This window comes from Streptomyces sp. NPDC002206 (genome assembly GCF_053593595.1).
In genome coordinates, this window is sequence record NZ_JBSFCW010000007.1 from 125,494 (window position 1) to 149,913 (window position 24,420).

Consider the following 24,420-nt stretch of genomic DNA (forward strand, 5'->3'; position numbering starts at 1 on the left):
CCCACACCCCCGGCCGACGGCTCATCCGGTCGAACTCAGGTGCAGCGTGGTCGCCCCGAGGTGCGGTGCGGCCCGGGACTCCAGGACCTTGACCCGTACCGCCGTCGCGGTGACGGGCGAGGCGAGCGGCAGGATGCGCCGGTTGCCGATGGTGGTGCCCTCGGCGATCCGCTGCCAGCTGCCGTCGATCCTGGCCTCCACGGCGAACTTCTCGACCCGCTGTCCGTGCCGGATGTCCTCGCGGACGGCGACCCGGTCGAAGGTGTACGGCCCCGGAGCCTGCGTGCGCCGCACATCGGTGCCGTAGGTGCTGCGTACCGCCTTGCCGAAGGCGGTCAGTGACGCGACGTCCGCGTCGGCGATCCGGCCGTCCCGGTTGGGCGGCACGTTCAGCAGCAGTGCGGCGTTCCGGCCGACGCTCTTCTCGTACAGGTTCATCAACTGCGTGGCAGTCTTGGGCTGTTGTTCCGGGTGGTAGAACCAGCCGGGCCGGATGGAGACGTCCGCCTCGGCCGGGTACCACTGCAGGTACTTGGTCGTCGGGTCGAGGATCCTGGCGCGGGAGCCGATGTCGGCGTCGGTCGAGTCGTTGGGCAGGCTGCCGAGTCCGGTCCACGGGTCGGTGGCGTGCGGGGTGACGCTCCACTCGGTCTCACGGGCGGTGCCGCCCTCGTTCCCGACCCAGCGCACGCCTTGCGGGCCCTGGAAGACGACGGTGTTCGGCGACAGCGCCTTGACCATGTCGAACCACTGCTTGACGTTGTACTTCTGGGTGATGCCGGAGCCGGACCAGGGGTTGGCGCCGTCCAGCCAGAGCTCCTCGATCGGCCCGTACTGGGTGAAGATTTCGTAGAGCTGGTTGAGGTAGTACGCGTCGTAGTCGTCGGCCATCACCGTGAAGGTGGGGAGCTTGTGACGCTTGACTGCGGCGGCGCGGTCGTCGCCCGGGACGAGGGTGGGGATGGTGCGCTCGGTGACGGCACTGCCGTTGCCGAACCTGCCCTCGCCCGCGGGTGCCCGGTCGCCGTCCTCCAGCGCCATCCGTTCGGGCAGGCTCAGCGGCTTGCCCTCCGCCTGCTTCTTGCGGATTGACTCGACCCACTGGGCATGCCAGGCGTGCGGGAGTTCGGCGCCGTCGGAGGGCGAGAGATAGAGGCCGACCTTCAGGCCCGCCTTGCGGGCGGCCTTCACGTAGGCGCCGACGACATCGGGGCTGCCGGGGCTGAGTTCGACGGAGTGGTCGGTGTAGCGGGACGGGTACAGGACGAACCCGTCGTGGTGCTTGGCGGTGAGCATGACCTGCTCGGCACCGGCCGCCTTGTAGGCACGCATCCACTGGTCGGCGTCGATGCTCTTCGGGGCGAAGAGCTTTTCGTCCTCGGTGCCCGATCCCCATTCGCGACCCGTGAAGGTGTTCATGCCGAAGTGGGTGAAGGCGGTGACCTCCCGCTGCTGCCAGGCGAGTTGGCCGGAGGTGGGGACGATGTTCGCGGCCTTCTCGATGATCCGCTCGGGGCTGTCGCAGGACTCGACGGCCATCTGCGAAGCGGGCTGCACAGGCGCGGCGCACGGGGTGCCCGGTGGTGCTGCGGCCCGGTGTCCGGGCTGCCCGGCCGCCTGCGCGGCTTGCTGAGCAGTGGCCTGCACGGGAACGAGCGCGGCCGCGGCAGCCAGTGCGAGCGCACTGAGCACACGGGTGCGTCGTGCCATGGTTCCCTCTCATTCTCGACCTCATTGGTCGGATCTCTAGGGTGTCGACCTGCGCATGCTGCCGCACAATGAGACCTACGGGAAGGGTGTCTACGAAATACGTCCCATCTATTGCCACGGACATCCGGGAGCGTCTCAGCCGTTGAACCACGCCGCAGCGTCGAGCCGGAACCCGTCGGCGGGCGCCATCGCGCGCAGATCGGACTCCAGCGCCCGCAGCCGCTCGGCGCCGAGCACCCGGGCCCATTCGGCACGCAGCCGGTCGAACCCTTCGGCGGAGCGGACCAGCACGTCGACACCGCGTGGGGTCACCCGGACCAGCTTGCGGCGACCGTCCTGCGGATCGTCGACCCGCTCGACGTAGCCGAGGCTCTCCAGCCTGTCGACGGTCTTGCCGGCGGCCTGTTTGGAGACGCCCAGCCGTCGGCCGATCTCACTGGCGGTAGCGCCCTCGCGGCCGATGGCCTGGAGCGCGAAGCCGTACGCGGGACGGACGTCGGGATGCCCGCACTCGGCCAGTTCGCGATGGAGCTCGTCGACGATCGACCGGAACCCGGCGAACAGGAGCAGGGGCAGCTCGAAGCCCGCGCCGTCACCGTCGGGCGCCACACTTTCAACTCGCCCTGCCGGCTCAGCCATTGCAAAACTCGACAACCTGATTTACGTTTTCGTCAATCACGTTGTCGAGTTTATCGCGAGAGGTCCTCCCATGCCCGCGCCCGCGTTTCCCGACCACACCCTCGAATCCGCCCCTGGCGCCGCCCGTCGCTCCATGGAGGCCGTGGTGAACAAGCAGGGCCATCTGCCCGCCGCCGTCGGCCGGTTGGCCACGTCGCCGCAGCTGCTCGACGGCTTCCTGAGGATCAGTGCGATCTTCGAGTCGACCACCCTGGACCCGCTCTCCCGCGAGGTCCTGATCATGACGATCGCCACTCGCAACGACTGCCACGTCTGCGTCGCGATGCACACCGCGAAGCTCACCGCACTCGGCGCGGACGCCGACCTGATCGCCGCACTGCGCACGGAGAGGCCGCTGCCGGACGAACGGCTCGAAGCGGTACGGCAGTTCACCCTTGCCGTCATCGCGACGGCGGGCGCGGTCGGCGACGACGCACTGCAGGACTTCCTGGCGCACGGCCACACCCCGCAGAACGCCCTCGAAGTGGTCCTGGGCATCGGCGCGTACACGATGTCGACGCTGGCGAACCGGATGACCGGGGCACCCGTCGACCCACAGGTCGCCGAGTTCGCTCCCACCCCCATGTGACCCGTTTTGCGAATGGAGATTTCTACGAACTTCCCCTTTCACTGAACGCACCCCGAACCACACCCGTATGGAACGTCACGCTTCTCCCTCGAAGCATGAGGAGTTCCATGGGACGCACATCACGCAAACGTTCGACGCTGGCCAACCGGGCGATTGTCGCCTCGGCCGCATTGATTCTGGGCGGAGGTGGCTTGATCGCGGTCAATGTCTACGCATCGGCGGGAGAAGGATCTTCCGGCTCGCCGCCCGGCCGGACTTGGAATGCGGGCACCCAGATGTCCACCATCGACTGCCCCGACGTGGGTAACGAACTTCCCGACGTGCCCGATCAGGCGCGCTGGGAGGTCGACCGCGAACTGGCAGCCATGGATACCCAGATCACCGATGCCTATCGGCAATTCGCCGACCGGAAGGACGAGATCTCCCGTGATCCCGGCCTTGCCGAGAATGCCGTACTCGGTCCACTGAAAGCCAGGCGGACGGCGAGCATCGACCGTATCGCCACCGCCGTCGGGCGCAAAGCGAACCGTCCGGGCGGGCTGGACGGGCTGGCCCCGTGCAGTCTGCGCGCCGACGACAGCAATGACATGGGCGATCAGGGCTCCGACCAGGGCCAGGGTCAGGACGACGGCCAGAACAACGGTCAGGACGGCGGTCAGGACGACGGCGCGGACCAGGGCGGCGACAACGGCCAGGATCAAGGCCAGGACCAGGGTCAGCAGGGCAACGGCCCCGAGGCGTCCGACTTCGTCGACATCCAGTCCGTGCAGCCCAATGTCGACAGGCCACGCCAACGCCGCGGCGCCTCGCGCGGTACGTTCACCACCGACTGCGGGCGTAACGAGAACGGCAAATTCAACCCGGACAATGTCATCGTCGCGCCGGGCGTGAGCAACGGCGCTCACCATATGCACGATTACGTCGGCAATCAGGCCAACGACGCCTTCGCCAGCGATGATGATCTGGCCAATGGTGATACCAGTTGCCGGAACCAGGGTGACAAGTCCACGTACTACTGGCCTGTCCTGCGTCTGCAGAACGGGACGGCGGAGAACGACGCGGGCGCGGATGGCGGTGGCAAGGACCAGAACATCGGAGAGATCCAGACCCCGTCCCAGGTCACGCTGAAATTCGTCGGCAATCCCACCGGGAAGGTCACGGCGATGCCGCGCTTCCTGCGGATCATCACCGGGGATGCCAAGGCATTCACCAACGGCGACGCCAACGCCAATGCCTCATGGAGCTGCACCGGATTCGAGGATCGGCAGCTCAAGGACAAATACCCGATCTGCCCGGACGGCAGTCAGGTGGTCCGCTCGTTCGCATTCCAGAGCTGCTGGGACGGGCAGAACACCGACTCCGCCAATCACCGCACGCATGTCGCCTTCGCCCAGGACAACGGGCGGTGCCCGAACGGCTTCAGAGCCGTTCCGCAGCTGGTCCAGCGCATTGTGTACGACGTGCCGCCGGGCCCCGGCTTCGCCGTCGACTCGTTCCCGGAGCAGCTGCACAAACCCGTCACCGATCACGGTGACTTCATCAATGTCTTCGACGACAACCTGATGAAGAAGGTGGTGAGCTGCATCAACGGCGGGCGCAAGTGCCGCTGATCCCCCCTCCGCAGCACCCCACCCCCTACCTGCGCGGTCAGCTCCCGTGGTGACCGGAGTGCCCTCCCTCGCTCCCCCCACTGCCACTACTCCCCGAGTGGTGCGGCGAGGCGGTCTCCACCGTCCCCCCGAGCCGGCCGCGCAGCGCTGCGACCACGTTGGGCTCGCCGACGGCAACCCACTTCCGGCCGACGAGATACGAGCCGCCGTAATCGTTCGCCTCGTTGATCCACTCGCGCTGCCCGCGGTCGGTCGCGAAGGTGGCCAGCACATAACGCCCATCGTCCGTCGTGCAGCTGGCCTGGCGCAGTTCCTGCGCGTCGGTCTGGATGTTCGGCTTGCACTGCGCCTTCGTGGCCAGTTGCTCCAGGCTGCCGGTCGCGGTCGGCGGGACGTCCGGCTTGTTGTCGCCGCCCCCGCCGGCTGAACAGCCCGTGAGGAGGGTCAGGCCTGCGAGGGCGGCTGCGGCTGCCCGCACCCCGGGCCTGCCGGCCTTGAACCCACCGGCCCCGGAACTACGTCCTCGTCGCATCTCCAACTGCGTCACCATTCGGCCATCGTGCCCCTTCGCCCCCATCGGCGCGGCCGAACGGCCGGATCGGACAGCAGCGACCGCACGCCGGAGTGACCATCGCACGATTCGCTCGTTCTGCTGAACGTGCGCCCACTGCCAGAAGTATCTTCCGCCGCCGCTCCGGTGGATGGGGAGCAGGTCGATGTGGAGCAGGCCGAAGCGGCGCTCGTCGAGCATTATCCGCGGCTGGTCCGGCTCGGCTATCTCGTACTGCCGCCCTCCCTCGGCCGCAATCGCCGTGTGCTGACCGCCCACTCCCTCGCCCAGCGGTCCCTGCCACTGGGACGCCGGGCGGCGTTCGCCGCCGGGGACGGCGTCCCGCTCCCCCGCCGGCCCTTCGGTGCGACCGGGGTCGACCCGGGCTATGCGCTCATCCGGCAGCGGGTGCTGCGTACCGCACTGCAGGCGGGCCTTCCCCTGCGTCGGCCGGCGTGGCCGCGACGGGCCCAACTGCCGCCGCTGCTCCCGCTGGTCTGGGGGCTGCGACTGCTCCCGCACTCCGGCGGCGCGGACGAACTCGCCCTGGATCAGGCCCTGTCGACGCTGTCCGGCCCGGCGCGCGCGGCGCACGTCCTGCGCGGCCTGGAGGGTCTCGCGGACGGCGAGGTACGGCGGGTGCTCGCCGCCGCCGGGGTGGCGGACCCGCATGCGGCGCTGATGGAGGCCGACGCGGTGGCGGCGCCGTACGCGCTTCTGGCGTCCACGGAGTTCGACCCCTGTTCCCTGCAGGCCCGCCCGCCGGATCTGCTGCGCCGCCGCCAGCACGCGAAGGCTGCGCTGGCGGCGGTCGCCGCACTGCTGGTGTGCGGGGCGCTGCTGGGGCTGCCCGGCAACGGCTGGGGCCGGGACCTGACGTCCGCGCCCCTGTACGCCCGTAACCCTGCGGCCGAACAGGCCCTGGAACCAGCGGCGTTACGACGCGTGAAGCCGGCCTTCTGGCAGCGCTCGCCCCGTACCGACTTCACCGCCTGGCCCACCCGCGGAGACCGCACCGACGACGCCCGGCTGCTGCGGCGCGCACTCGCCGTCTGGGCGCGCCCCGGCGCAGCGGTGCGGTCGTCGACGACGCCGGGGACGCCGGTCGGGCCGCCGATGGGCTCCCCGCAGCTGCTGTACGCGGGCGAGGTGGGGACGGCCGCGGTCGTGCTGTTCTACGACGGGCTGCGCATCGTGCGGTACGCGGAGGCGCGCAACGCCGATCCGGCACAGGGCGCGGCGCTCGACTTCGCGCGGGTGGACAGCGCGGACTCGACGTCCGCCGACGCCCTGATCGTGAGCCGTGGGACCGGCACGGTCCGCTATCTGACGGCGCCATGGGTGCGCGGGGTGTCCGTACGGGATCTGCTCGCCCCCGGCCGGGCCGCACGGGCGCTGCACCGCGACCGCAACGGCGTCACCGATGCCCTGCCGAGCCCGGCAACGGCCGCGCGCTGCCGCTCCTGGTCCGCCGTCGAGATGCACGCCGGTACCTCGACCCGGCTGCTGACGGACCTCGGCGAACTCGCCCCGGCCCGGCTGACCTCGGGATCGCCGTCGGCGCCGCACGACGTGTCCGGGCGGGCGGAGCGGGAGAGCTGGGCGCGGACCGCCTGTCTGCTGACGGCGGTCCGGTCACGCGGCGTACGGTCGGTGAACTCCTGGCCGTACGCCCGGCAATGGCTGCCCGAGGGCAACGGCTACGCGCAGTGGCTGTGCACCCGGGCGGAGACCTGGCGGGGCACGGGGAGCAGGGTGCTCGCCCAGTTCCAGGCCCCATTCACACCGCCCGCCGCAGGCGGTGTGGTGCCGCCGGGAGCCGTCGCGGCGCGCGCCGAGGATTCGCCGGCCTGCGGGGTGCAGGATCCGAGGGTGCTGGCGGGGGTGCTGTGGAAGTCGCGTGGCGGCCGGTGGTACGTACTGGCGGCGGGCAGCGAGGAGTTCGCGTCGCTGACGACGTCCGGCGGGGTGTGGGGCCGGGCGCGGGGGCATCTGCTCGCGGTACCGGCACGGGCGGGCGACCGGGCGCAGCTGAGCGGGCTGCTGGCGGACGGGAGGCGGGTGGGCGCCCTGCGCTGACCATGCCGCCGTGACCCTTCCCGGGTTGCACGCCGCGATCCTCTGCTCGGCCGAATGGCGCCCGGCGGCGGACCGTCCGGCGTGCCCGCGGAGTGGGACGCGGAGTCGCTGACGGACCGGCGTGCCCCTGAACCGTCGGTGAGAACCAGCAGGTGGGACGGGGTGCGAAGGGCGGATGGCGACGCACACGGGAGGGGACGGAGGGGACGGACGGAGCTCCACGGATTGCCCACAGGACTCTGTTCCACCATCGGCGGCATTGCAGCAGATCGGGTGTCTTGGAGCGCGTGGCGCGATCATCAACGGTCGTCGGGGGGCGACGGTTGCGAGGTCAAATCCGAGCAGGCGCTTCGCCGCCTGCTGCGACAGGAGATCTCTATGCATGTTCCACGCTTCGCTGCCGCCGTCTGTGTGGCCGCCGTCGTCGTGCTGGGCGGTGCCGGCGCAGCTCAGGCCGCCGCCCCCGGCGCCGTCGGCGTTGCCCACTCCGTGCAGGTCAAGGACGGTCGGGACGACGGACGCTGGGGCCACGACCGTCGGGACGACGACGGACGCTGGGGCCACAACCACCGGAACCACGGACGCTGGGGCCACCACCGCAACCACGGACGCTGGGGCTGGGGTCACCGCGACCACGGACGCTGGGACCACGACTACGACCGCGGACGCTGGGGCCACGACTACGACCGCTGGTAGTACCGTTCGCGCTGATCCGATCCGAACCGTAGTTTGAACTGGGCCCGTGGCGCCCTCCGCCGAGGAGGACCGCCACGGGTCCGACGCGCGCCCCGGCTCGGCCGCGTCGCCGAGCGGGCACGGTCTGGGGGCGAACTGCCGGCAGTCGCTGGGACGAACGCAAGGGACACCGCCCTTGTCACCCACCGATCAGCGACTGCAGGAATTCGCTGCACGCCCCTGTTCCCCCCGCGTACCCGTCAGTACATTGACAACATGTCTAACACGCAGCCAGCGGCGGTCGCGTCGGAGCGAACCGAGCTGAAGGCCCGCAAGGTCTCGTTCGCCTGGGAGAAGACTCCCCTCCACTGGGTGCCGGGCGACCCCTTCAGCACGCACACGATGAATGTGCTCCATCTGCTGCTCCCGGCCGGGGAGCGCTGGTTCATCCACGTGTACCGGCAGGTGCTTCCGTACATCCATGACGAGAAGCTGCGACGCGACGTGATCGGGTTCATCGGCCAGGAGGCCGTGCATTCCCAGGCCCACGACGACGTACTCCCCCACCTCAAGAAGCTCGGGCTCGACCCGACCCCGTACACCGCACAGGTCGACTGGTTCTTCGAGAAGCTGCTCGGCGACCGGACACTGCCGCCGGGCCGCGCCCGCAGGTGGTGGCTGATGGAGCGGGTGGCGATCATCGCGGCGATCGAGCACTACACGGCGTTTCTCGGCGACTGGATCCTGAACTCCGAGGCCCTGGACCGCAAGGGAGCCGACCCCACCATGCTGGACCTGCTGCGCTGGCACGGCGCGGAGGAGGTCGAACACCGCTCGGTGGCCTTCGAGGTCTTCATGCATGTCGACGGCGGCTACCGGCGCCGGGTGCGCACTTGGGGACTGGCCTTCTCCGCCCTGGTCTTCCTCTGGCAGCGCGGTGTCCGCTTCTTCATGGAGAACGACCCCAGCCTGCTGGACGGCAAGGCGTCGTTCAAGGCGTTCTACGACAGCGGCAAGCGCGGCACCCTGCCCTCCACGCCTGCCCTGCTGCGCTCCATCCCGCGCTATCTGAGCCACTCCTACCACCCCTCCCAGGAAGGCAGTACGGCGCAGGCCATCGACTATCTCGCCCACTCGCCCGCGGCCCTGGCCGCGGAGGCCCGAATGACGGGAACCCACTGACCCATGGCCCTGCCCCGCCTGCGCACCGTCCTCCTCGTCACCGGCGCCGCGCTGCTCGCCAAGCGCGCCCTGCACCGCCGCATCGAGAAGTCCCCGCTGTGGCCGCTGCCTGCCCTGGAGGAACCGGTCTCGGGTCACTCCGGCCGCCGTTCCACCACCATCCGCCGCCTGCTGATCACCGAGCGGACCACGCCCGCTGACGGCGTGGTCCAACTCCGCCTGGAGGGCCCGGATCTCCCCGCCTGGCAGCCCGGCGCCCATCTGGACCTCGTCCTCCCCTCGGGCCTGGTACGTCAGTACTCGCTCTGTGGCGACCCGGCCGCGCCTGACACGTACACGGTCGCGACCCGACTGGCCGAGGACGGCCGCGGCGGTTCGCGCGAGGTCCACGCCCGGCTGCACGAGGGCGTGGAGATCGAGATCCGCGGCCCCCGCAACCGCTTCCCGCTCGTCGCCGAAGCCCCCGCGTACGTCTTCGTCGCGGGCGGCATCGGCATCACCCCGATCCTCCCGATGCTGCGGGCGGTTGCCGCCTCCGGCGCCGACTGGCGACTGCTGTACGGAGGCCGTACGCGCGCCTCGATGCCGTTCCTGGACGAGATCGAGAAGCTCGGCGCGGAAGGCAACCGCGTCACGGTCGTACCGGAGGACGAATCCGGTCACCCGGACGCGGCGGCAGCCCTCGTGGACCTCGGGCCCGGCACGGCGGTCTACTGCTGCGGCCCGGAACCCCTGATGGATGCGGTCACGGCCGCACTCCCGGCGGACTGCACCCTGCACCTGGAACGCTTCACGGCAGCGGCGACATCACCGGCCGACTCCGGCGCCTTCGACGTGGAACTGCACCGCACCGGCCGTACGGTCCGGGTCGCGGCCGGCCAGTCGATCCTGGCCGCGGTCCGCGAGGAACTCCCGTATGTCTCGTACTCCTGCGAACAGGGCTTCTGCGGAACATGTCAACAGCGTGTGCTGGAGGGCGAGATAGACCATCGCGACGAACTGCTGACGGACACGGAACGCGACGACTCGATGCTGATCTGCGTGTCGCGGTGCCGGGGGGAGCGGCTGGTGCTGGATCTGTAGAGAGGTGCGGACGCGGGCCGCCCGGACACCACCGCCCCCCTTCCCGGCCCGGTCGGTACGCTGGTGGCATGACGACCGGGGTGCGGCGCAGGATGGGCGTCGATGAGCGCAGGCAGCAGCTGATCGGCGTCGCGCTGGAGTTGTTCAGCCACCGCGCCCCCGACGAGGTGTCCATCGATGAGATCGCTGCCGCCGCCGGGATCTCCCGGCCGCTCGTCTACCACTACTTCCCGGGGAAGCAGAGCCTGTACGAGGCGGCGCTGCGGCGGGCGGCCGATGAGTTGGCGGGGCGATTCCTGGAGCCGCGCGAAGGGCCCCTGGGGGCACGGCTGTTGCGGGTCATGGGGCGGTTCTTCGACTTCGTGGACGAGCACGGACCCGGATTCTCCGCACTGATGCGGGGTGGGCCCGCGGTCGGGTCGTCGACGGCGAACGCGATGATCGACGGGGTACGGCAGGCGGCGTACGAGCAGATCATCGCCCACCTGGGGGTGACGGATCCCCCGGCGCGACTGGAGTTGATCGTGCGGTCGTGGGTGTCGCTCGCCGAGTCGACGGCGTTGATCTGGCTGGACGGGCGGCGGATTCCCCGCGCGGAGCTGGAGATGCAGCTGGTGCACGACTTCGCGGCGCTGGCCGCGGTGAGTGCGGCGTACGACACGGAGATGGCGGCCATCGTGCTGCGGGTCCTCGCCGAGGAGCCGGTCGACGGGCCGTTCGGAGATCTGCTGGCGCGGCTCTCCGCCTTCGCACCCGCCGTACCGGCTGTGCCCTCGCAGCGGTTGTCCTGACGACCGTACGGGTCAGCGCTTGCGGTAGGACGGGTCCAGGTCGCGGGTCTCGGCCGAGGCGTGGACCGTGAGGCCGTCGGTGGCCTTGAGGTGGGCGGTCAGCAGCTCCAGTACGGACTCGGTGAGCTGTGCCTTGATCTCGTCGGTGCGGCCGGGCAGCAGGCCGATCGAGATGTGCAGGATCGCGTCGCCCGTGGCGGCGTCGGCCACGACGGACTCGTCGACCCGGCGGAAGCGGGTCTTGCAGGCGGCAATCTTCGTGGTGACCGTCTCGGCGACCAGCGGGTGCAGGGCTTGTGCGAAGCCGCGGCGGTCGAAGGCGTCGTCGAGTTCGGCGGAGTAGTCGACGGTGATCTGCGGCATCAAGTGCTCCAGGATGCGGTACGGGCCGTTGTCGGATCTCACCCTTACGGTGATCAGCACGACCGCACAAGGGGATTCGGCCCGGCCGTGATCTGCGTGGCAGCCCGGAAAGCCCTTAGGTGCGCAGTTCGCTCCGGAGCGCTGCGGCGAGGCCCTCTTCCGCGTTGTCGGCCCGGCCCTGCTCGAAGGCGCGCTGGTAGGCGGCGTCGCCGACCGCCGCGCGGGCCTGGCGTTCGCAGGTCTCGCGGACCGGGCCGAGTTCGGGGGTGCCGCGCAGCGGGTGGCCGACCATGCGCCAGTACGACTGTCCCGTGCCGTACACCCGGGCAGCGCGGGCGCCCGCGCCCGTGGCGGCGATCGCCGCGGCGAGGATGTCCAGGCCGAGGGCGATCCCGAAGCGGTCGCGGAGCCGGTACTTGCCGACGAGCATCGACCGGGCGTGGGCCGCGGACACCTCGGGGCGGCCCTGCAGCAGGGCGATCAGCGCCAGTTGGTAGTCGGCGTACGACAGGGTCCAGCATTCGTCCTGTGCTTCGCAGGCCGACCGCAGGGCGGTGGCCGCCTCCGCGGCCTCGTCGAGCCGGCCGAGGCCGGTCAGCGCGAAGACGGTGATGAGGTGGCAGCGCAGCCGGTATGCCGAGTCGACGGGGGTGGTGGCCTCGGTGGTCCGCAGCACGCGGGCGACTTCGCGAAGGCTCGTCTCGGGGTGGCCGGTCAGCAGGTCGGTGAGACCACGCAGATAGACGGCGGCGAGGATGCTCTCGTCGGTTCCGTCGTGGGCCGCCGCGCCGGAGCATTCGTCGCCGAGGCGCCGGGCGGTCGGGTAGTCGCCCTGGAGCATGGCGGAGACGCCGAGCACCCACAGCAGGCGGGTGCGGTGCGGGCCTTCGGCGGGTCCGGCGTCGAGCGCCCGCTGGGCGTACTTGCGGGTCTCGGGCAGGTGGCCGCAGCAGCAGCACCAGAAGAAGCCGATCCGGCCCGCCATCTCCTGGGCGGCGGCGGCGTCGTGGACCAGCAGGTGCTCGAGTGCGGCGCACAGGTCGGCGTGTGTCTCGGCGATGCGGTGGTACCAGAAGATCTGGTGGCTGCCGGTCCAGCCGGCGTGGGCGCTGCGGGCCAGACCGAGGAAGCAGGCGGCGTGCCGGTCGGCGGCGGCGCGTTCCTCGCCGAGCTCGGCGAGCCACATCCGGCCGTACTCACGGATGGTGTCGAGCATCCGGTGCCGTCCCCCGTCCCGTTTGACGACGGACTTGGCGACCAGTCCCCTCAGCGCGGTGACCACGCCGTCGTCGGTGAGTGGTCCTTCGGCGCAGACCTCACGGGCGGCCGCTTCGTCGAAGTCGCCGCGCAGGACGGTCAGCCGGGCCCAGAGCAGCCGTTCCAGCGGGGTGCAGAGTTCGTGGCTCCAGCCGATCGTGGTGCGCAGGGTGCGGTGGCGCGGTGGCCACAGCGAGGAGTCGGTGAGTACGTCGAAGCGGGAGCCGATCCGTGCGGCGACCTGCTCGACGGTGTGCCGGCCGATGCCTCCGGCGGCCAGTTCGATGGCGAGTGGAATGCCTTCGAGGCGGCGGCAGATCTCGGCGGCGGCCTCGGCGTCGCCCGGTGTGTCGAAGGTGACGTCGGGGTCCGCGGCGCGGGCCCGGTCCTGGAACAGGGTGAGTGCGTCGGCCGCCCCGTCGACCGGCAGCGGTGCCACCTCGATGAGCTGCTCGCCCTTGATGTCGAGGGGCTGTCTGCTGGTGGCGAGCACGGTGAGGCCGGGCGACGTGGTGAGGATCTCGCCGAGCAGATGGCCGCAGGAGGGGCGCAGATGTTCGCAGGAGTCGAGGATGAGCAACAGCTGTTTGTCGGTGAGCCATTCACACAGGGCGTCGATGGGCATGCGCAGGGTGTGGTCGGAGAGCCCGACGGCGTCGGACACGGTCGCGACGAGTGGTCCGTCGCCCTGGAGCGGGGAGAGATCCGCCCACCAGACTCCGTCGCGATGGGCGGGTGCGGCCTGCCGGGCGGCGCGGACCGCGAGTCTGGTCTTGCCGACGCCTCCGGCACCGACGAGTGTGGTCAGCCGGCAGGCACCAAGCATGCGTGCGAGCCGGGCGAGTTCCGCCTTTCGTCCGACAAAGCTCGTTGTCTCCTCGGGAATGTTTCCCGCCATGGTCACCGTCACTGTCCGGCACGCGGCACGATCGAAACCTGCTCCGCCGGTGGAGTGCCGGGGCGCCCTGCTCCTTCTCCCCGGACGGCCGGGGCGGGCTGAACCGGCCCGCCGGCCCGTACGGCGCGGGCATACGCCCATCGCCTGTGCGTACGGGACAGCGGGCCGTGACCGGTCCATGTGGGGGGAGGGGCGCGCCCGGAAGTGTGGGATGTGGCTCACTCCCCGGCGGCTGCCCTCAACGTAGTCCTGTCCAGGTCACCGCAGGGAGAACACGGCCACCGTGCGTCCCGGGACGGTGAAGCTTCCCGAACTCCTCTCGTACGAAGCCTTCTTGACAGTAGAATCCGCCCCCGCGGCCTGGACGGGGTGCAGGGCGTAGTCCTTCCCGGCCAGCTCCGCGATCTGCTGGTGCTCGGTGCCGGGCGTCGCGTTGAGGACGATCACCAGTTTTCCGAGCCGCATCGTGATCACGCCGGGCGCCTCGTCCTTCCCGGAGAGCGGGAACGACAGGGCGGACTGCACCTGCTCCGTGGTGGAGAGGTCGAACTCCTTCTCCGTCGTGCGGATGGTGAGCAGGTCCTGGTACGCGGCGGACGCACCGTTGATCTGCGCGCAGCCGGGGCTGAGCGCGGCGGCGGTCAGCAGCGGCTTGGCATACGACCACTTGGACTTGTTGTCGGCTGCCGGGGGCAGTCCGCGGCCGAAGCCGTTGCCGTCCCGGCAGTCCCAGTGCAGTGCGTTGAACCAGTCACCGCTGTCGTACGAGTTGCGGTCCAGGGACTTGGAGCGCAGCAGGTCCGAACCCGCCTGGGAGAGCGACGGGCCCTGTGAGAGGGTGGCGGTCGCCATCGCCAGGACCTGCATCCTGGCCCGGTCGGCCGCCGAGGTGCCCGCCGGGAGCTTGAAGGCGAGCGCGTCGTACAGCGACTCGTTGTCGTGGGCGTCGGCGTAGGCGAGGGCGTCGCCGGGGACCGCGGCGTATCCGGCGGGGGCCCCGTTGTAGTCGACACCCGAACCCTTGACCGTACGGCCCGAGGAGTCGGTGAAGGTGTAGTCGGCGAGGTTGCCGGTCAGGCCCACCTTGATCAGGTCCTGGTAGTGGAGCAGCCGGGCCTTCTGTTCGGCGCGGGTGCCGTTGGCGGTCGAGGTGTTGGGGTCGGTGTAGAGGCCGCTGGCGAAGCCCTGGACGCCGGGATCCTCGTCGAACGGGCCGCCGCCGCGGACGGCGTCGCGGGCCCGGTCGGAGAAGGTGGCGACGCCGGTGCCGGCCATGTTCTTCTGGGTGGCCTGGACGAAACGGGCGTCGTCGGCGATCTCACCGAAGTTCCAGCCCTCCCCGTACAGGATGATCTTCTTCCCGTCGACGCCGTCCTTGGCCACGGTCAGCGCGTCGAGCGCCTTGCGGACGGCGAGGATGTTCGCCTTCGGGTGGTGGCCCATCAGGTCGAAGCGGAAGCCGTCGACCTTGTACTCCTTGGCCCAGGTGACGATCGAGTCCACGACGAGCTTGCCCATCATGGTGTTCTCGGGCGCGGTGTTGGCGCAGCAGGTGGAGGTGGCGACGGTGCCGTCGTCCAGGAGCCGCTGGTAGTAGCCGGGCACGATCCGGTCGAGGACGGACTTGTCGTCCTGACCGGAGGCGACGGTGTGGTTGTAGACGACGTCCATGACGGTCCGCAGCCCGGCACCGTTCAGTCCCTGCACCATCTGCCGGAACTCGACGGTGCGCCCGGTGCCGTTGGGGTCGGAGGCGTACGAGCCCTCGGGGACCGTGTAGTGCAGCGGGTCGTAGCCCCAGTTGAACCCGTCGTTCGCGGCGGCCTTCGCCACGCACGCCTGCTGCTCCTCGGAGTCGGGGGCGTACACGGACAGGTCACAGGCCGGCTTCTGCTGGGCCGACTTCTTCTCGGGGATGGTGCCGATGTCGAAGGCGGGCAGCAGATGGACGTAGCTCGTGCCGGAGTCGGCGAGCTCCTTGAGGTGCTTCATCCCGTCCGAGCGGGTGTCGGTGAAGGCGAGATACTCGCCCGGGTGCTTGGACGTGGGGTCCGCGATCGAGAAGTCGCGGATCTGCAGCTCCTGAATCTGGGCGTCCCGCAGCGGGACGGCGGCGGGCTTCTTCAGTCCGGTCCAGCCCTTCGGCGCGAGACCCGGGGCATCGAGGTCGACGACGAGGCTGCGGGCGGAGTCGGTGGTCAGGGCGGTGGAGTACGGGTCGGTGACCTTGTTGGTGACGATCTTCTGGACGGTGGGCGCCCACACCTTCACCGCGTAGCGGTACGGCTTGCCGGTCCACTGCGCGGTGCCGGTGACAGACCAGACACCGGTGCGGTCGTCGCGCCGCATCGGGATGCTCTTCCCGTCGAGTTCCAGGGCGACGGTCTGCGCGGTGGGAGCCCAGACGGAGAGGGTGGGACGGCCATGGCCGAAGACCGGGCCGAGCGCCGCGGTGCTCGCGTTCTTCCCGTACAGGTCGTCGAGCACCCCTGCGCTCTGTACGCCGGTGGCGGCGAGCAGAGCACCGTTGGCGGCGCGCTGGGTGGCGATCAGCTGGCCGCGCAGCGCCTCGCGGACCCTGTCCCGGTCACGCGGGTCGACGGTGAACGCCGGATAGTCCTTGAGGTGCGGGTACTTCGCCTTCTGGGCGTCGGTCAGCGCGGACGGGGTGAGCCGCAGCCACCGGCCCTCGTCGGAGAGCGCCCCGTCGACGACGGAGATCCCGCCGTCCTTCGCGTAGACGAGCTGCTGGCTGGTGGCGTCGCCGGCCTTCACCTTCCACACGACGGTGTCGGAGTCGATCCACTGTGCCTCGGCCTCGGTGAGGTCGGGGGTGGGCACACCGCCGGTCTGCGGCAGCAGATAGCCGGGCTGTCCGGCGATCATCCACACCTCGTGGTCGTACGTGGCGATGTCGAGCGACTGGTCGCTGGGGAGGTCCTTCTCGTCGCCCTTGTGAAGGATGTAGCTGAGCGAGGTGGCGCCGTCGGTGAGCGGCACCTCGAAGGTCACGCCGTAGGCGTCCTTCTTCACCGGCTGGAGTGGCTTGGACCAGTCCGTGGGCTCCTTGGCGCCGGTCCAGGTGTGCAGTCCCCAGCCGTCGTAGTCGCCGTCGGCCCGGTGGTAGTGCAGGACGGCCTTCGTCGGGTCCTGCGCCGGGTAGGCGCCCTCGGGGGCCTCGTCGGCCTGGCCGTCCTTGCCCTGCTCGATCCAGACCTGCCCGGTCCTCGCGAGGTCGACGGTGCGCTGCGGCCCGTCGGCGGTGCCGTCCTTCTCGACGGTGTACGGGACGGAGGACACGCCCTCGTCGAGCTTGATCCAGGCGAACGCACCGTAGGCGTCGCGTCCGGTGAACTGGGCGGACCTGTCGCCCGACTCGATCTGCCAGCCGTCGTAGTCGCCGTCCGCGCGCTTGTAGTGGACGACGGCGTAGTCGCGCTCGACGGCGACGGGCTTTCCGTCCGCCGGGGCCTGTCCCGCGGTCGTCGAGGCCAGGGCGCTCGCGGTGCGTCCGGTGCGGTCGACGACAACGGCCTTGTAGCGCAGGGGTGTTCCCGCCGCCACCTTGCTGTCCAGGTGCTGGGTGACCTTGTACGGTGCGTGGTCGGCGGAGCCGAGAGTGACCCATGTGCCGTTGCCGGTCCGGGCGGCGAAGACGACCCGGTTGAGGGATCCGCCGTCGACATCCGCGGAGACCTCCACGGTGCCGGTGGCTCCGGCGGCGGGTGCCGTCAGCGTGATCGAGGGCTTGGCGGCCGGGGCGCCCAGGGGCTTCTCGGCGCGCAGCACGATGCTGGAGAGGGCGGGCACGGTGACGGTGATCTTCTTGTCGGCGCCGCTGCGGACCGCTCCGGAACCGCCGTACAGCGTACGGAAGTTCATGGCGGCCGACGCGGTGGGCAGCTCGACGGTCTTCGCAGCGGTGCCGTTGTTGGTGGCGACGACGTACTCGTTCGACCGCTCGGGGTCCGTACGGGAGAAGGCGTAGACGGATCCTTCCGCGTAGCGCTCGGTCTGGACGCCGTCGCGCAGGGCCGGGTTCCTCCTGGTCAGCTCGGAGAGCGCGGCGATGTTCCGGTACAGCGGGTGGCCGGTGTCGTACGCGTCGGAGGCGTGCGTACGGTCGGTGCCCAGCTGGTCGTCGTCGAGGTAGTCGGCGGTCTTCGAGGCGAACATCGTCTGGCGGGCGTCCTTGTCACCGCCCGCGCCGGTGAAGCCCTGCTCGTCGCCGTAGTAGACGACGGGGTTGCCGCGGCTGAGGAACATCACCTCGTTGGCGAGGCGGGCCCGGTCGACCAGCTCGGCGTCATCGGCCTTCGGGTTGTCCTGCTTCAGGAACGCGCCGATGCGGCCCATGTCGTGGTTGCCGAGGAAGGTCACCTGCTCATAGGCGTTGGCCTTGTCGGTGGTGTACCGGTAGTCGTCGCCGAAGACGGCGGCGAGCTTCGAGGCCGGGGCACCCTGCGAGGCGTACTGCCGGGCCGCCTCCTGGAACGGGAAGTCGAGCGTCGCGTCGAGCCGCCCCTGGGTGACATACGGGGAGGTGAGGGCGGTGTCGGCGGAGTAGACCTCGCCGAACATGAAGAAGTCGTCGCGGCCGTGCCGCGCGGCGTAGGTGTCGAGGGCGGTCGCCCACTGGGTCCAGAAGTCCAGGTCGACGTGTTTGACCGTGTCGATCCGGAACCCGTCGATATCGAAGTCGCGGACCCACTTCTCGTAGATCTTCTCCATACCGGAGACGACCTCGGGGCGCTCGGTCCACAGGTCGTCGAGGCCGGAGAAATCGCCGTACGTGGTGGACTCGCCGGCGTAGGTCGAGTCACCGCGGTTGTGGTACATCGTCGGGTCGTTGAGCCAGGCCGGGACCTTCTCCCCGGTGTTCTTCGGCGTGTACGGGAAGGAGTCCGCGTCGACCTTCGCCAGGCCCTTGCTGTCGTCGAACGGGCGGCCGTCCCGGTCGAGGTACGGGTAGGCGCCCTTCGGCCTGTACCCGTACTTCTTCTCGGCGTAGTCGACGGTGTCCGCGGTGTGGTTGGTGATGACGTCGAAGAAGACCTTCATGCCCTTGCCGTGGGCCCTGTCGATCAGTTTCGACAGGTCGGCGTTGGTGCCGAAGTGCGGGTCGACCTGGGTGAAGTCGGTGATCCAGTAGCCGTGGTAACCGGCTGACGCGTCCTTGCCGGTGCCCTGCACGGGGCGGTTCTTGAAGATCGGGGCGAGCCAGATGGCAGTGGTGCCGAGGCCCTTGATGTAGTCGAGCCTGTCCGTCAGGCCCTTGAGATCGCCGCCCTGGTAGAACCCCTTGTCCGTGGGGTCGTAGCCGGTCTCCAGCCGTGAACCGGTGAGCCCGCCGCGGTCGTTGGAGGTGTCTCCGTTCGCGAACCGGTCGGGCATGACGAAGTAGAACTGCTCGCGGGTCAGATCGTGCCGGGCGGACTCGGCGGCGAGCGCCGCGTCCGACGGCGGGGCCGGGGGCCTCGGCGCAGCGGAGGTGGCTGCCGCCGGGACGACGGGTATGAGCGCCGCGCACAGAGCGGCGACGGCTCCCCGTCTGAGGGAGGTACGGGACACGGGTGAGGTCTCCTTGATCGGTGTTGCAGGGGTTCTCGGGGGTGGACGGACTCGTGGGGTGGGCCGGGGGGTCGGGGGTCCACCAGGGCGTCTCCTCGGACGCCGCAGACTCCCCGACACCGCGGGGAAACCGCGCCCTTACTGCGTCGTCCTGCGGGGATCGCCCTGGTACACCCCCGCCCCGGGGAACCAGGTGCCTCCGGCACTGGACGCCCCGAGTCGGCGGCGGCGCGCCGGGAGGGGACGTATCGGGGCGATCCCCGCAGGGTGACGCAGTAAGTGGACGGTTCGCGCACGGTGTCGGGGAGTCTGCGGCACCCGAGGAGACGCCCCGATGCGGCACCGACCCCCGGACCACCGTCCGGACCGGGGCGACAGGGTCAGCGCCCCGCCCCAGGCGCACCGACCCCCGGTTCAGCCCCCGGACCGGGACGACGTGGTCAGCCGCCCCGGCCCGGACGCCGGGTTCAGCTTCGCCAGACGTCGCTCGTCAGCGACACCTTGCCCGACGACGGCACCGTCGCCGTGCGGTTGGCGCCGCTCTCCCACGTGACCGCGCCGCTCGCGTCCTTGCGGACGTACTTGTACTCGAACGACGTACCGGCGGGCATGCTCACGTCCAGCTTCCAGACCGGGTACGTCGCCGGGTCGAGCTTGAGCGCGCTGTCCGTGTTCCAGTTGCCGAGCGCGGACTGGTTCCCGGTGACGTAGATGTTCTGGCCGAGCTGGGTGGTCGCGTTGACACCGAAGGAGGCGCCGGAGGTACCCGTACCTGGGTCGGTGGTGCCGCTGCCGGTGCAGGTGCGCGCGTTCACCTGCAGTGCGACAGCGGTGTTCGCGCCGAGCGTCGCGGTGAACTGTCCGGAGCCGTTGACGGTCACCCCGTTGCCGGACTGGACGTCGCAGTAGTCACCGGCGGGCAGCGACGTCTGGAACATACGGGTCAGCGACGAGCCCTCGTGGTTGATGGCGACGTACGCCTTCGACCCGCGGCCGAACGCGATCTGGTCCCCGCCGTTGTCCCACCAGTCGGTGACGGTCTCACCTCGCGCGGTGTTGCGGAAGCCGACCATGGAGGAGATCTGCGGCCAGGCGTGCTGGCACTTCCAGCCGTCGCTGTAACAGGCGTTCACCGTACCGCCGTTGGGCGGTCCCGCGTCCTTGTCGGACCACTCGTAGCCGGAGTGGACGTCGGGCGAGCCGTACGGCCAGGCCAGCATGAAGACGTTGGCGAGGGTGTAGTTGGCGCCGTCCTTGTAGTTCAGGGTGTCGCCGCCGCGCTCGGTGTCGTGGTTGTCGACGAAGACCCCGGCCTTCGAGGACGGCATGAAGCCCCAGCCCTCGCCGAAGTTCTTCAGTTCGGCGAGATTCTCGTTGTTGAAGACCTGCTTGAGGCTGCGGGCGTAACGGAACTCCTGGACGTCCCCGGTGCCGGCGTACTCGTCGGGCGAGACGGCTTCGCCCGCCCCGTAGATCGCCTCCTGCTTCCAGTAGACGCCGGGGTCGGTCAGCCGCGACTTGATGTTGGCGAGGTCGCTCGCGGGCATGTGCTTGGCGGCGTCGATGCGGAAGCCGTCGACGCCGAGCGAGCGCAGGTCGTTGAGGTATCCGGCGATCTTGCCGCGGACGTAGTCCTCACCGGTGTCGAGGTCGGCGAGCCCGACGAGTTCGCAGTTCTGGACGTTGGCCCGGTCCTGGTAGTTGCTGATCTGTGCGGTGCAGTCGTCCATGTCGAACGAGGAGTACAGACCGGGATAGTTGTACTTCGTGTACGAGGAGCCACCGGTGCCGGTGCCCGAGCCGGCCGACATGTGGTTGATGACGGAGTCGGCGACGACCTTGACGCCCGCGCCGTGGCAGGTGCTGACCATGGCGGCGAAGGCGGTGCGGTCGCCGAGCCGTCCGGCGATCTTGTAGCTGACCGGCTGGTACGAGGTCCACCACTGGCTCCCCTGGATGTGCTCCTGGGGCGGCGAGACCTGGACGTAGCCGTAGCCGGCCGGGCCGAGGGAGTCCGTGCAGGCCTTGGCGACGGAGTCGAATTTCCACTCGAACATCACGGCGGTGACGTCCTTGTTGCCGGGTGCGGACGCCTGGGCGGGGGTGGCGGTGGGGATGAGGGCGGCGGCGCCGGCTACCAGTGCGAGCGCTGCAGACAGTGGTCTGCGTGCCATGTCTTTCCTCCTGCGGTGGGGGGAAATGCGGGGATGACGGTGCAGCCTCACGTGGCAACGCGCCCTGCCCTCAAGGCTCCTGAAGGTTCTTGCTGCAAGAATGCAAAGCTTGCCGCGGAGCCGACCGTACGAGCCCGCCCCATCCGGGTCAACCCCCTGGACACGACCCGCTCACATCCCGCTCACATCGACGAAATCTTGCATTTTTCTTCCTGCAAGGACTTACGCAAAATATTGCGGCACTGTTAAGTTCATCCCGACTCCGGCCCGGTCGGCCGGGGGCCCCGGCACCCCAGGGGTCCCACGCGCCCGGCCGGCCGGGCCGGTCACGGCAAGAGAGGCACCCGGAGTCGCTCACTCCCCGCCGGCCCTGTCCAGGGCCGACTCCCGGTGCCTCTCCTGTGCGTGCCGCTGTGCGCTCGGTCAGGCCGTCACGCGGGACGGACCGCGGCGGTGGACCCCCGTACCACCAGCTCCGGCTGGAACACGTACTCCGTGCGCTGCACGGGGCTGCCGCCGATCTCCTCCAGCAGCGCGCCGACCGCAGCCGCCGCCATCGCCTGCACGGGCTGCCGCACCGTCGTCAGCGGCGGATCGGTGAACGCGATGAGCTGCGAGTCGTCGAAGCCGACCACCGACACGTCGCGCGGCACGTCGAGCCCGCGGTCCCGGGCGGCACGCACCACGCCCAGGGCCATCAGGTCGCTGCCGCAGACGATGCCCGTGCACCCCTGGTCGAGCAGTGCCCCGGCCGCGACCTGACCGCCCTCGACGCTGAACAACGTGGAGCAGACGAGGAGTTCCGCCTCGGCGCGGGGCAGGCCCAGCAGCTTGACGGCGGCGTCGACGAAGCCGTCCCGTTTGCGGCGGGACGGCACATAGCGCTGCGGCCCGATGGCCAGGCCGACCTTGCGGTGGCCGAGTTCGGCGAGATGTCCGACGGCCATCCGCACGGCGGCGGAGTCGTCGGGCGAGACGAAGGGGGCGCTGATCCGCTCGTTGTAGCCGTTGATCAGGACGAACGGCACGCCGCGGTCGGTGAGCGCGGCGTACCGGGACGGGTCTGCCGACAGGTCGGCGTGCAGCCCGGAGAGGAAGACGATGCCGCCGACGCCGCGCTCGACGAGCTGCTCGACGAGCTCGTCCTCGGTGGCGCCGCCGGGCAGTTGGGTGCAGAGCACCGGGGTGTAGCCGTGCCCGGCCAGGACCTGCTCGACGGACTGCGCGAACGCCGGGAAGATCGGATTGGTGAGCTCGGGGGTCACCAGGCCGATCAGCCCGGCACTGCGCTGCCGCAGCCGTACAGGACGCTCGTAGCCCAGGATGTCGAGCGCCGCGAGCACCCGCTGACGCGTGGTGTCGGCGACGCCCGGCTTGCCGTTGAGGACCCGGCTGACGGTCGCCTCGCTGACCGAGGCCTGACCGGCGATGTCCGAGAGCCTCAGCGCACCGCCGGTCCTGGGCAGAGGGACGGTCACACCGTCCACCACACCGTGGTGTCCGCGGGCAGCTCGATCTCGGCGCCGTCGGTGACGACGGGGCTGCTGGACAGCAGCACCTGGCCGCGGACCGGGATTCGGACGGGCCGGCCGGTCGTGTTGACGGTGCAGACGAAGCCGGGGCGGGCGAAGGCCAGCAGCCCTTCGGGGGCGTCCAGCCACTCCACGGCGGTCCCGGCGCCGAGCCCCGGGTGCACCCGGCGGGCGGCGAGCGCGGCCCGGTACAGCTCCAGTGTCGAGCCCGCCCTGCCGGTCTGGGCCTCGATGCTCAGCTCACCCCAGCTGTCGGGCTGGGGCAGCCAGCTGCCGCCGTTGCCGAAGCCGTAGGAGCTGCCTTCGCGGGTCCACGGGATCGGCACCCGGCAGCCGTCGCGGAAGCCGTCCTGGCCGTCGGCGCGGAAGAACGACGGGTCCTGGCGGGCCTCGTCGGGCAGGTCGGTGACGTCGGGCAGGCCGAGTTCCTCTCCCTGGTAGACGTACGCGGAGCCGGGCAGCGCCAGCATCAGCAGGCTGGCGGCGCGGGCCCGGCGCAGGCCCATCTCGCGGTCGCCCGCGGTGCGGATCTGGGTGCCGAGGCCGGGCGGGTTGGCGAACCGGGTGGCGTGCCGGGTGACGTCGTGGTTGGAGAGCACCCAGGTGGTGGGGGCGCCGACCGGGCGCATCGCGTCGAGCGAGACGTCGATGACCTTGCGCAGCTCGGCGGCGTCCCAGTCGGTGGACAGGTACTGGAAGTTGAACGCCTGGTGCATCTCGTCGTGGCGCACATAGTTGGCGGTGCGCTCCACGGTCGGGGTCCAGGCCTCGGCAACGGCGATGCGGTCGCCGGGGTACTCGTCGAGGATGGTGCGCCAGGAGCGGTAGATCTCGTGCACCCCATCCTGGTCGAAGAACGGCATGACATCGTTTCCGAGCAGCTTGAGCTGGTCGTGGGCGCCGAGGTCGGGCAGGCCCTCGGCCTTGACCAGGCCGTGGGCGACATCGACGCGGAAGCCGTCGACGCCCATGTCGAGCCAGAACCGCAGGATCGAACGGAACTCGTCGGCGACGGCCGGGTGTTCCCAGTTGAAGTCGGGCTGCTCGGGCGCGAACAGGTGGAGGTACCAGTCGCCGGGGGTGCCGTCCGGGTCGGTGGTCCGGGTCCAGGCGGGACCGCCGAAGATGGACTCCCAGTCGTTGGGCGGCAGTTCGCCGTCCGTGCCCTTGCCCGGGCGGAAGTGGTAGCGCTCGCGCAGTGCGGAGCCGGGGCCCTCGGCGAGGGCGCGCTTGAACCACTCGTGCTGGTCGGAGGAGTGGTTGGGCACCAGGTCGACAATGATCCGCAGGCCGAGGTCGTGGGCGTCCCGGATCAGCGCGTCGGCGTCCAGCAGCGTGCCGAACATCGGGTCGATGGCGCGGTAGTCGGAGACGTCGTAGCCCGCGTCGGCCTGCGGCGACGCGTAGAACGGGCTGAGCCAGACCGCGTCCACGCCGAGGTCCTTGAGGTACGGAAGTCTGTCCCGTACGCCTGCGAGATCGCCCATGCCGTCGCCGTTGCCGTCGGCGAAGCTCCGCGGATAGACCTGGTAGATCACCGCGTCCTGCCACCAGCCGGTGCGGTGGCCCGGAGCAGCGTCGGACGTGCCGGTGGAGGGGGCAGCGAGGTGCTGGGTCATGTCGTCCCTGAGGTGTCTGGGTGGGGGCGGCGCCGGGACCGGGTCGGGGATCCGGCGCC

General features: G+C 70.3%; 16 protein-coding genes. 7 read left to right on the forward strand and 9 right to left on the reverse strand.

Annotated elements, in window-relative coordinates:
• Nucleotides 1–21: 21 nt before the first annotated feature.
• Both ACWCP8_RS16170 and ACWCP8_RS16175 read right to left on the reverse strand, forming a co-directional pair.
• On the reverse strand, nucleotides 22–1,710 hold the full coding sequence (locus ACWCP8_RS16170) for an alpha-L-fucosidase (protein WP_451116456.1): 1,689 nt from the start codon (nucleotides 1,708–1,710) through the stop codon (nucleotides 22–24).
• A gap of 135 nt (nucleotides 1,711–1,845) precedes the next feature.
• A complete protein-coding gene (locus tag ACWCP8_RS16175; protein ID WP_451116458.1) occupies nucleotides 1,846–2,349 on the reverse strand; it encodes a MarR family winged helix-turn-helix transcriptional regulator in 504 nt (167 codons plus the stop codon).
• A 70-nt stretch (nucleotides 2,350–2,419) separates the two neighbouring features.
• On the opposite strand from ACWCP8_RS16175, the gene ACWCP8_RS16180 reads away from it, so the two are divergent.
• On the forward strand, nucleotides 2,420–2,977 hold the full coding sequence (locus tag ACWCP8_RS16180; protein WP_451116460.1) for a carboxymuconolactone decarboxylase family protein: 558 nt from the start codon (nucleotides 2,420–2,422) through the stop codon (nucleotides 2,975–2,977).
• A gap of 107 nt (nucleotides 2,978–3,084) precedes the next feature.
• Entirely contained in the window at nucleotides 3,085–4,587 is a 1,503-nt protein-coding gene (locus ACWCP8_RS16185) for a DUF1996 domain-containing protein (protein ID WP_451116462.1), read from the forward strand.
• 37 nt (nucleotides 4,588–4,624) lie between these two features.
• On the opposite strand, the gene ACWCP8_RS16190 is transcribed toward ACWCP8_RS16185, so the two are convergent.
• Nucleotides 4,625–5,119 carry a hypothetical protein gene (locus ACWCP8_RS16190; protein ID WP_451116624.1) on the reverse strand — a complete coding sequence of 165 codons (495 nt, stop codon included), beginning with the start codon at nucleotides 5,117–5,119 and terminating at the stop codon, nucleotides 4,625–4,627.
• Nucleotides 5,120–5,245: 126 nt separating this feature from the next.
• On the opposite strand from ACWCP8_RS16190, the gene ACWCP8_RS16195 reads away from it, so the two are divergent.
• The 5 genes from ACWCP8_RS16195 to ACWCP8_RS16215 all read left to right on the forward strand — a co-directional run bounded on the left by ACWCP8_RS16195 (nucleotide 5,246) and on the right by ACWCP8_RS16215 (nucleotide 10,947).
• Entirely contained in the window at nucleotides 5,246–7,216 is a 1,971-nt protein-coding gene (locus tag ACWCP8_RS16195; RefSeq protein ID WP_451116464.1) for a hypothetical protein, read from the forward strand.
• A 378-nt stretch (nucleotides 7,217–7,594) separates the two neighbouring features.
• The gene (locus ACWCP8_RS16200; RefSeq protein WP_352266861.1) at nucleotides 7,595–7,912 is read left to right on the forward strand and encodes a hypothetical protein; all 318 of its coding nucleotides are present in this window, start codon (nucleotides 7,595–7,597) and stop codon (nucleotides 7,910–7,912) included.
• A 255-nt stretch (nucleotides 7,913–8,167) separates the two neighbouring features.
• Nucleotides 8,168–9,073 (forward strand): metal-dependent hydrolase, encoded by a 906-nt coding sequence (locus ACWCP8_RS16205; protein ID WP_382830268.1) that lies wholly within the window; start codon nucleotides 8,168–8,170, stop codon nucleotides 9,071–9,073.
• A 3-nt stretch (nucleotides 9,074–9,076) separates the two neighbouring features.
• Complete coding sequence (locus ACWCP8_RS16210; RefSeq protein WP_451116467.1) at nucleotides 9,077–10,156, forward strand: PDR/VanB family oxidoreductase; 1,080 nt, start codon at nucleotides 9,077–9,079, stop codon at nucleotides 10,154–10,156.
• Between the two features lie 68 nt (nucleotides 10,157–10,224).
• On the forward strand, nucleotides 10,225–10,947 hold the full coding sequence (locus tag ACWCP8_RS16215) for a TetR/AcrR family transcriptional regulator (RefSeq protein ID WP_352266864.1): 723 nt from the start codon (nucleotides 10,225–10,227) through the stop codon (nucleotides 10,945–10,947).
• A 12-nt stretch (nucleotides 10,948–10,959) separates the two neighbouring features.
• Here ACWCP8_RS16215 and ACWCP8_RS16220 read toward each other — a convergent pair whose 3' ends face one another.
• The 6 genes from ACWCP8_RS16220 to ACWCP8_RS16245 all read right to left on the reverse strand — a co-directional run bounded on the left by ACWCP8_RS16220 (nucleotide 10,960) and on the right by ACWCP8_RS16245 (nucleotide 24,361).
• Nucleotides 10,960–11,310 (reverse strand): 5-carboxymethyl-2-hydroxymuconate Delta-isomerase, encoded by a 351-nt coding sequence (locus ACWCP8_RS16220; protein WP_352267010.1) that lies wholly within the window; start codon nucleotides 11,308–11,310, stop codon nucleotides 10,960–10,962.
• A 115-nt stretch (nucleotides 11,311–11,425) separates the two neighbouring features.
• A complete protein-coding gene (locus tag ACWCP8_RS16225; RefSeq protein WP_451116469.1) occupies nucleotides 11,426–13,465 on the reverse strand; it encodes an ATP-binding protein in 2,040 nt (679 codons plus the stop codon).
• Nucleotides 13,466–13,723: 258 nt separating this feature from the next.
• Nucleotides 13,724–19,036 carry a pullulanase-type alpha-1,6-glucosidase gene (pulA, locus tag ACWCP8_RS16230; protein ID WP_451116471.1) on the reverse strand — a complete coding sequence of 1,771 codons (5,313 nt, stop codon included), beginning with the start codon at nucleotides 19,034–19,036 and terminating at the stop codon, nucleotides 13,724–13,726.
• A gap of 467 nt (nucleotides 19,037–19,503) precedes the next feature.
• Nucleotides 19,504–21,210: a carbohydrate-binding module family 20 domain-containing protein gene (locus tag ACWCP8_RS16235; RefSeq protein ID WP_451116473.1), complete on the reverse strand. Its 1,707-nt coding sequence runs from the start codon at nucleotides 21,208–21,210 to the stop codon at nucleotides 19,504–19,506.
• Between the two features lie 431 nt (nucleotides 21,211–21,641).
• Nucleotides 21,642–22,700, reverse strand: a complete 1,059-nt coding sequence (locus tag ACWCP8_RS16240; protein WP_267005490.1) for a LacI family DNA-binding transcriptional regulator — start codon at nucleotides 22,698–22,700, stop codon at nucleotides 21,642–21,644.
• On the reverse strand, nucleotides 22,685–24,361 hold the full coding sequence (locus ACWCP8_RS16245; RefSeq protein ID WP_352266868.1) for a glycoside hydrolase family 13 protein: 1,677 nt from the start codon (nucleotides 24,359–24,361) through the stop codon (nucleotides 22,685–22,687). The genes ACWCP8_RS16240 and ACWCP8_RS16245 overlap by 16 nt, the downstream gene beginning before the upstream one ends.
• Nucleotides 24,362–24,420: the final 59 nt, after the last annotated feature.

Bases quoted from the DNA above. Each gene is read 5' to 3' on its own strand.
- ACWCP8_RS16220 (WP_352267010.1), bottom strand. From the start codon at position 11,310: ATGCCGCAGATCACCGTCGACTACTCCGCCGAACTCGACGACGCCTTC.
- ACWCP8_RS16200 (WP_352266861.1), top strand. From the start codon at position 7,595: ATGCATGTTCCACGCTTCGCTGCCGCCGTCTGTGTGGCCGCCGTCGTC.
- ACWCP8_RS16170 (WP_451116456.1), bottom strand. From the start codon at position 1,710: ATGGCACGACGCACCCGTGTGCTCAGTGCGCTCGCACTGGCTGCCGCG.
- ACWCP8_RS16245 (WP_352266868.1), bottom strand. From the start codon at position 24,361: ATGACCCAGCACCTCGCTGCCCCCTCCACCGGCACGTCCGACGCTGCT.
- ACWCP8_RS16235 (WP_451116473.1), bottom strand. From the start codon at position 21,210: ATGGCACGCAGACCACTGTCTGCAGCGCTCGCACTGGTAGCCGGCGCC.
- ACWCP8_RS16210 (WP_451116467.1), top strand. From the start codon at position 9,077: ATGGCCCTGCCCCGCCTGCGCACCGTCCTCCTCGTCACCGGCGCCGCG.
- ACWCP8_RS16185 (WP_451116462.1), top strand. From the start codon at position 3,085: ATGGGACGCACATCACGCAAACGTTCGACGCTGGCCAACCGGGCGATT.
- ACWCP8_RS16180 (WP_451116460.1), top strand. From the start codon at position 2,420: ATGCCCGCGCCCGCGTTTCCCGACCACACCCTCGAATCCGCCCCTGGC.
- ACWCP8_RS16205 (WP_382830268.1), top strand. From the start codon at position 8,168: ATGTCTAACACGCAGCCAGCGGCGGTCGCGTCGGAGCGAACCGAGCTG.
- ACWCP8_RS16175 (WP_451116458.1), bottom strand. From the start codon at position 2,349: ATGGCTGAGCCGGCAGGGCGAGTTGAAAGTGTGGCGCCCGACGGTGAC.
- ACWCP8_RS16225 (WP_451116469.1), bottom strand. From the start codon at position 13,465: ATGGCGGGAAACATTCCCGAGGAGACAACGAGCTTTGTCGGACGAAAG.
- ACWCP8_RS16215 (WP_352266864.1), top strand. From the start codon at position 10,225: ATGACGACCGGGGTGCGGCGCAGGATGGGCGTCGATGAGCGCAGGCAG.
- ACWCP8_RS16190 (WP_451116624.1), bottom strand. From the start codon at position 5,119: ATGCGACGAGGACGTAGTTCCGGGGCCGGTGGGTTCAAGGCCGGCAGG.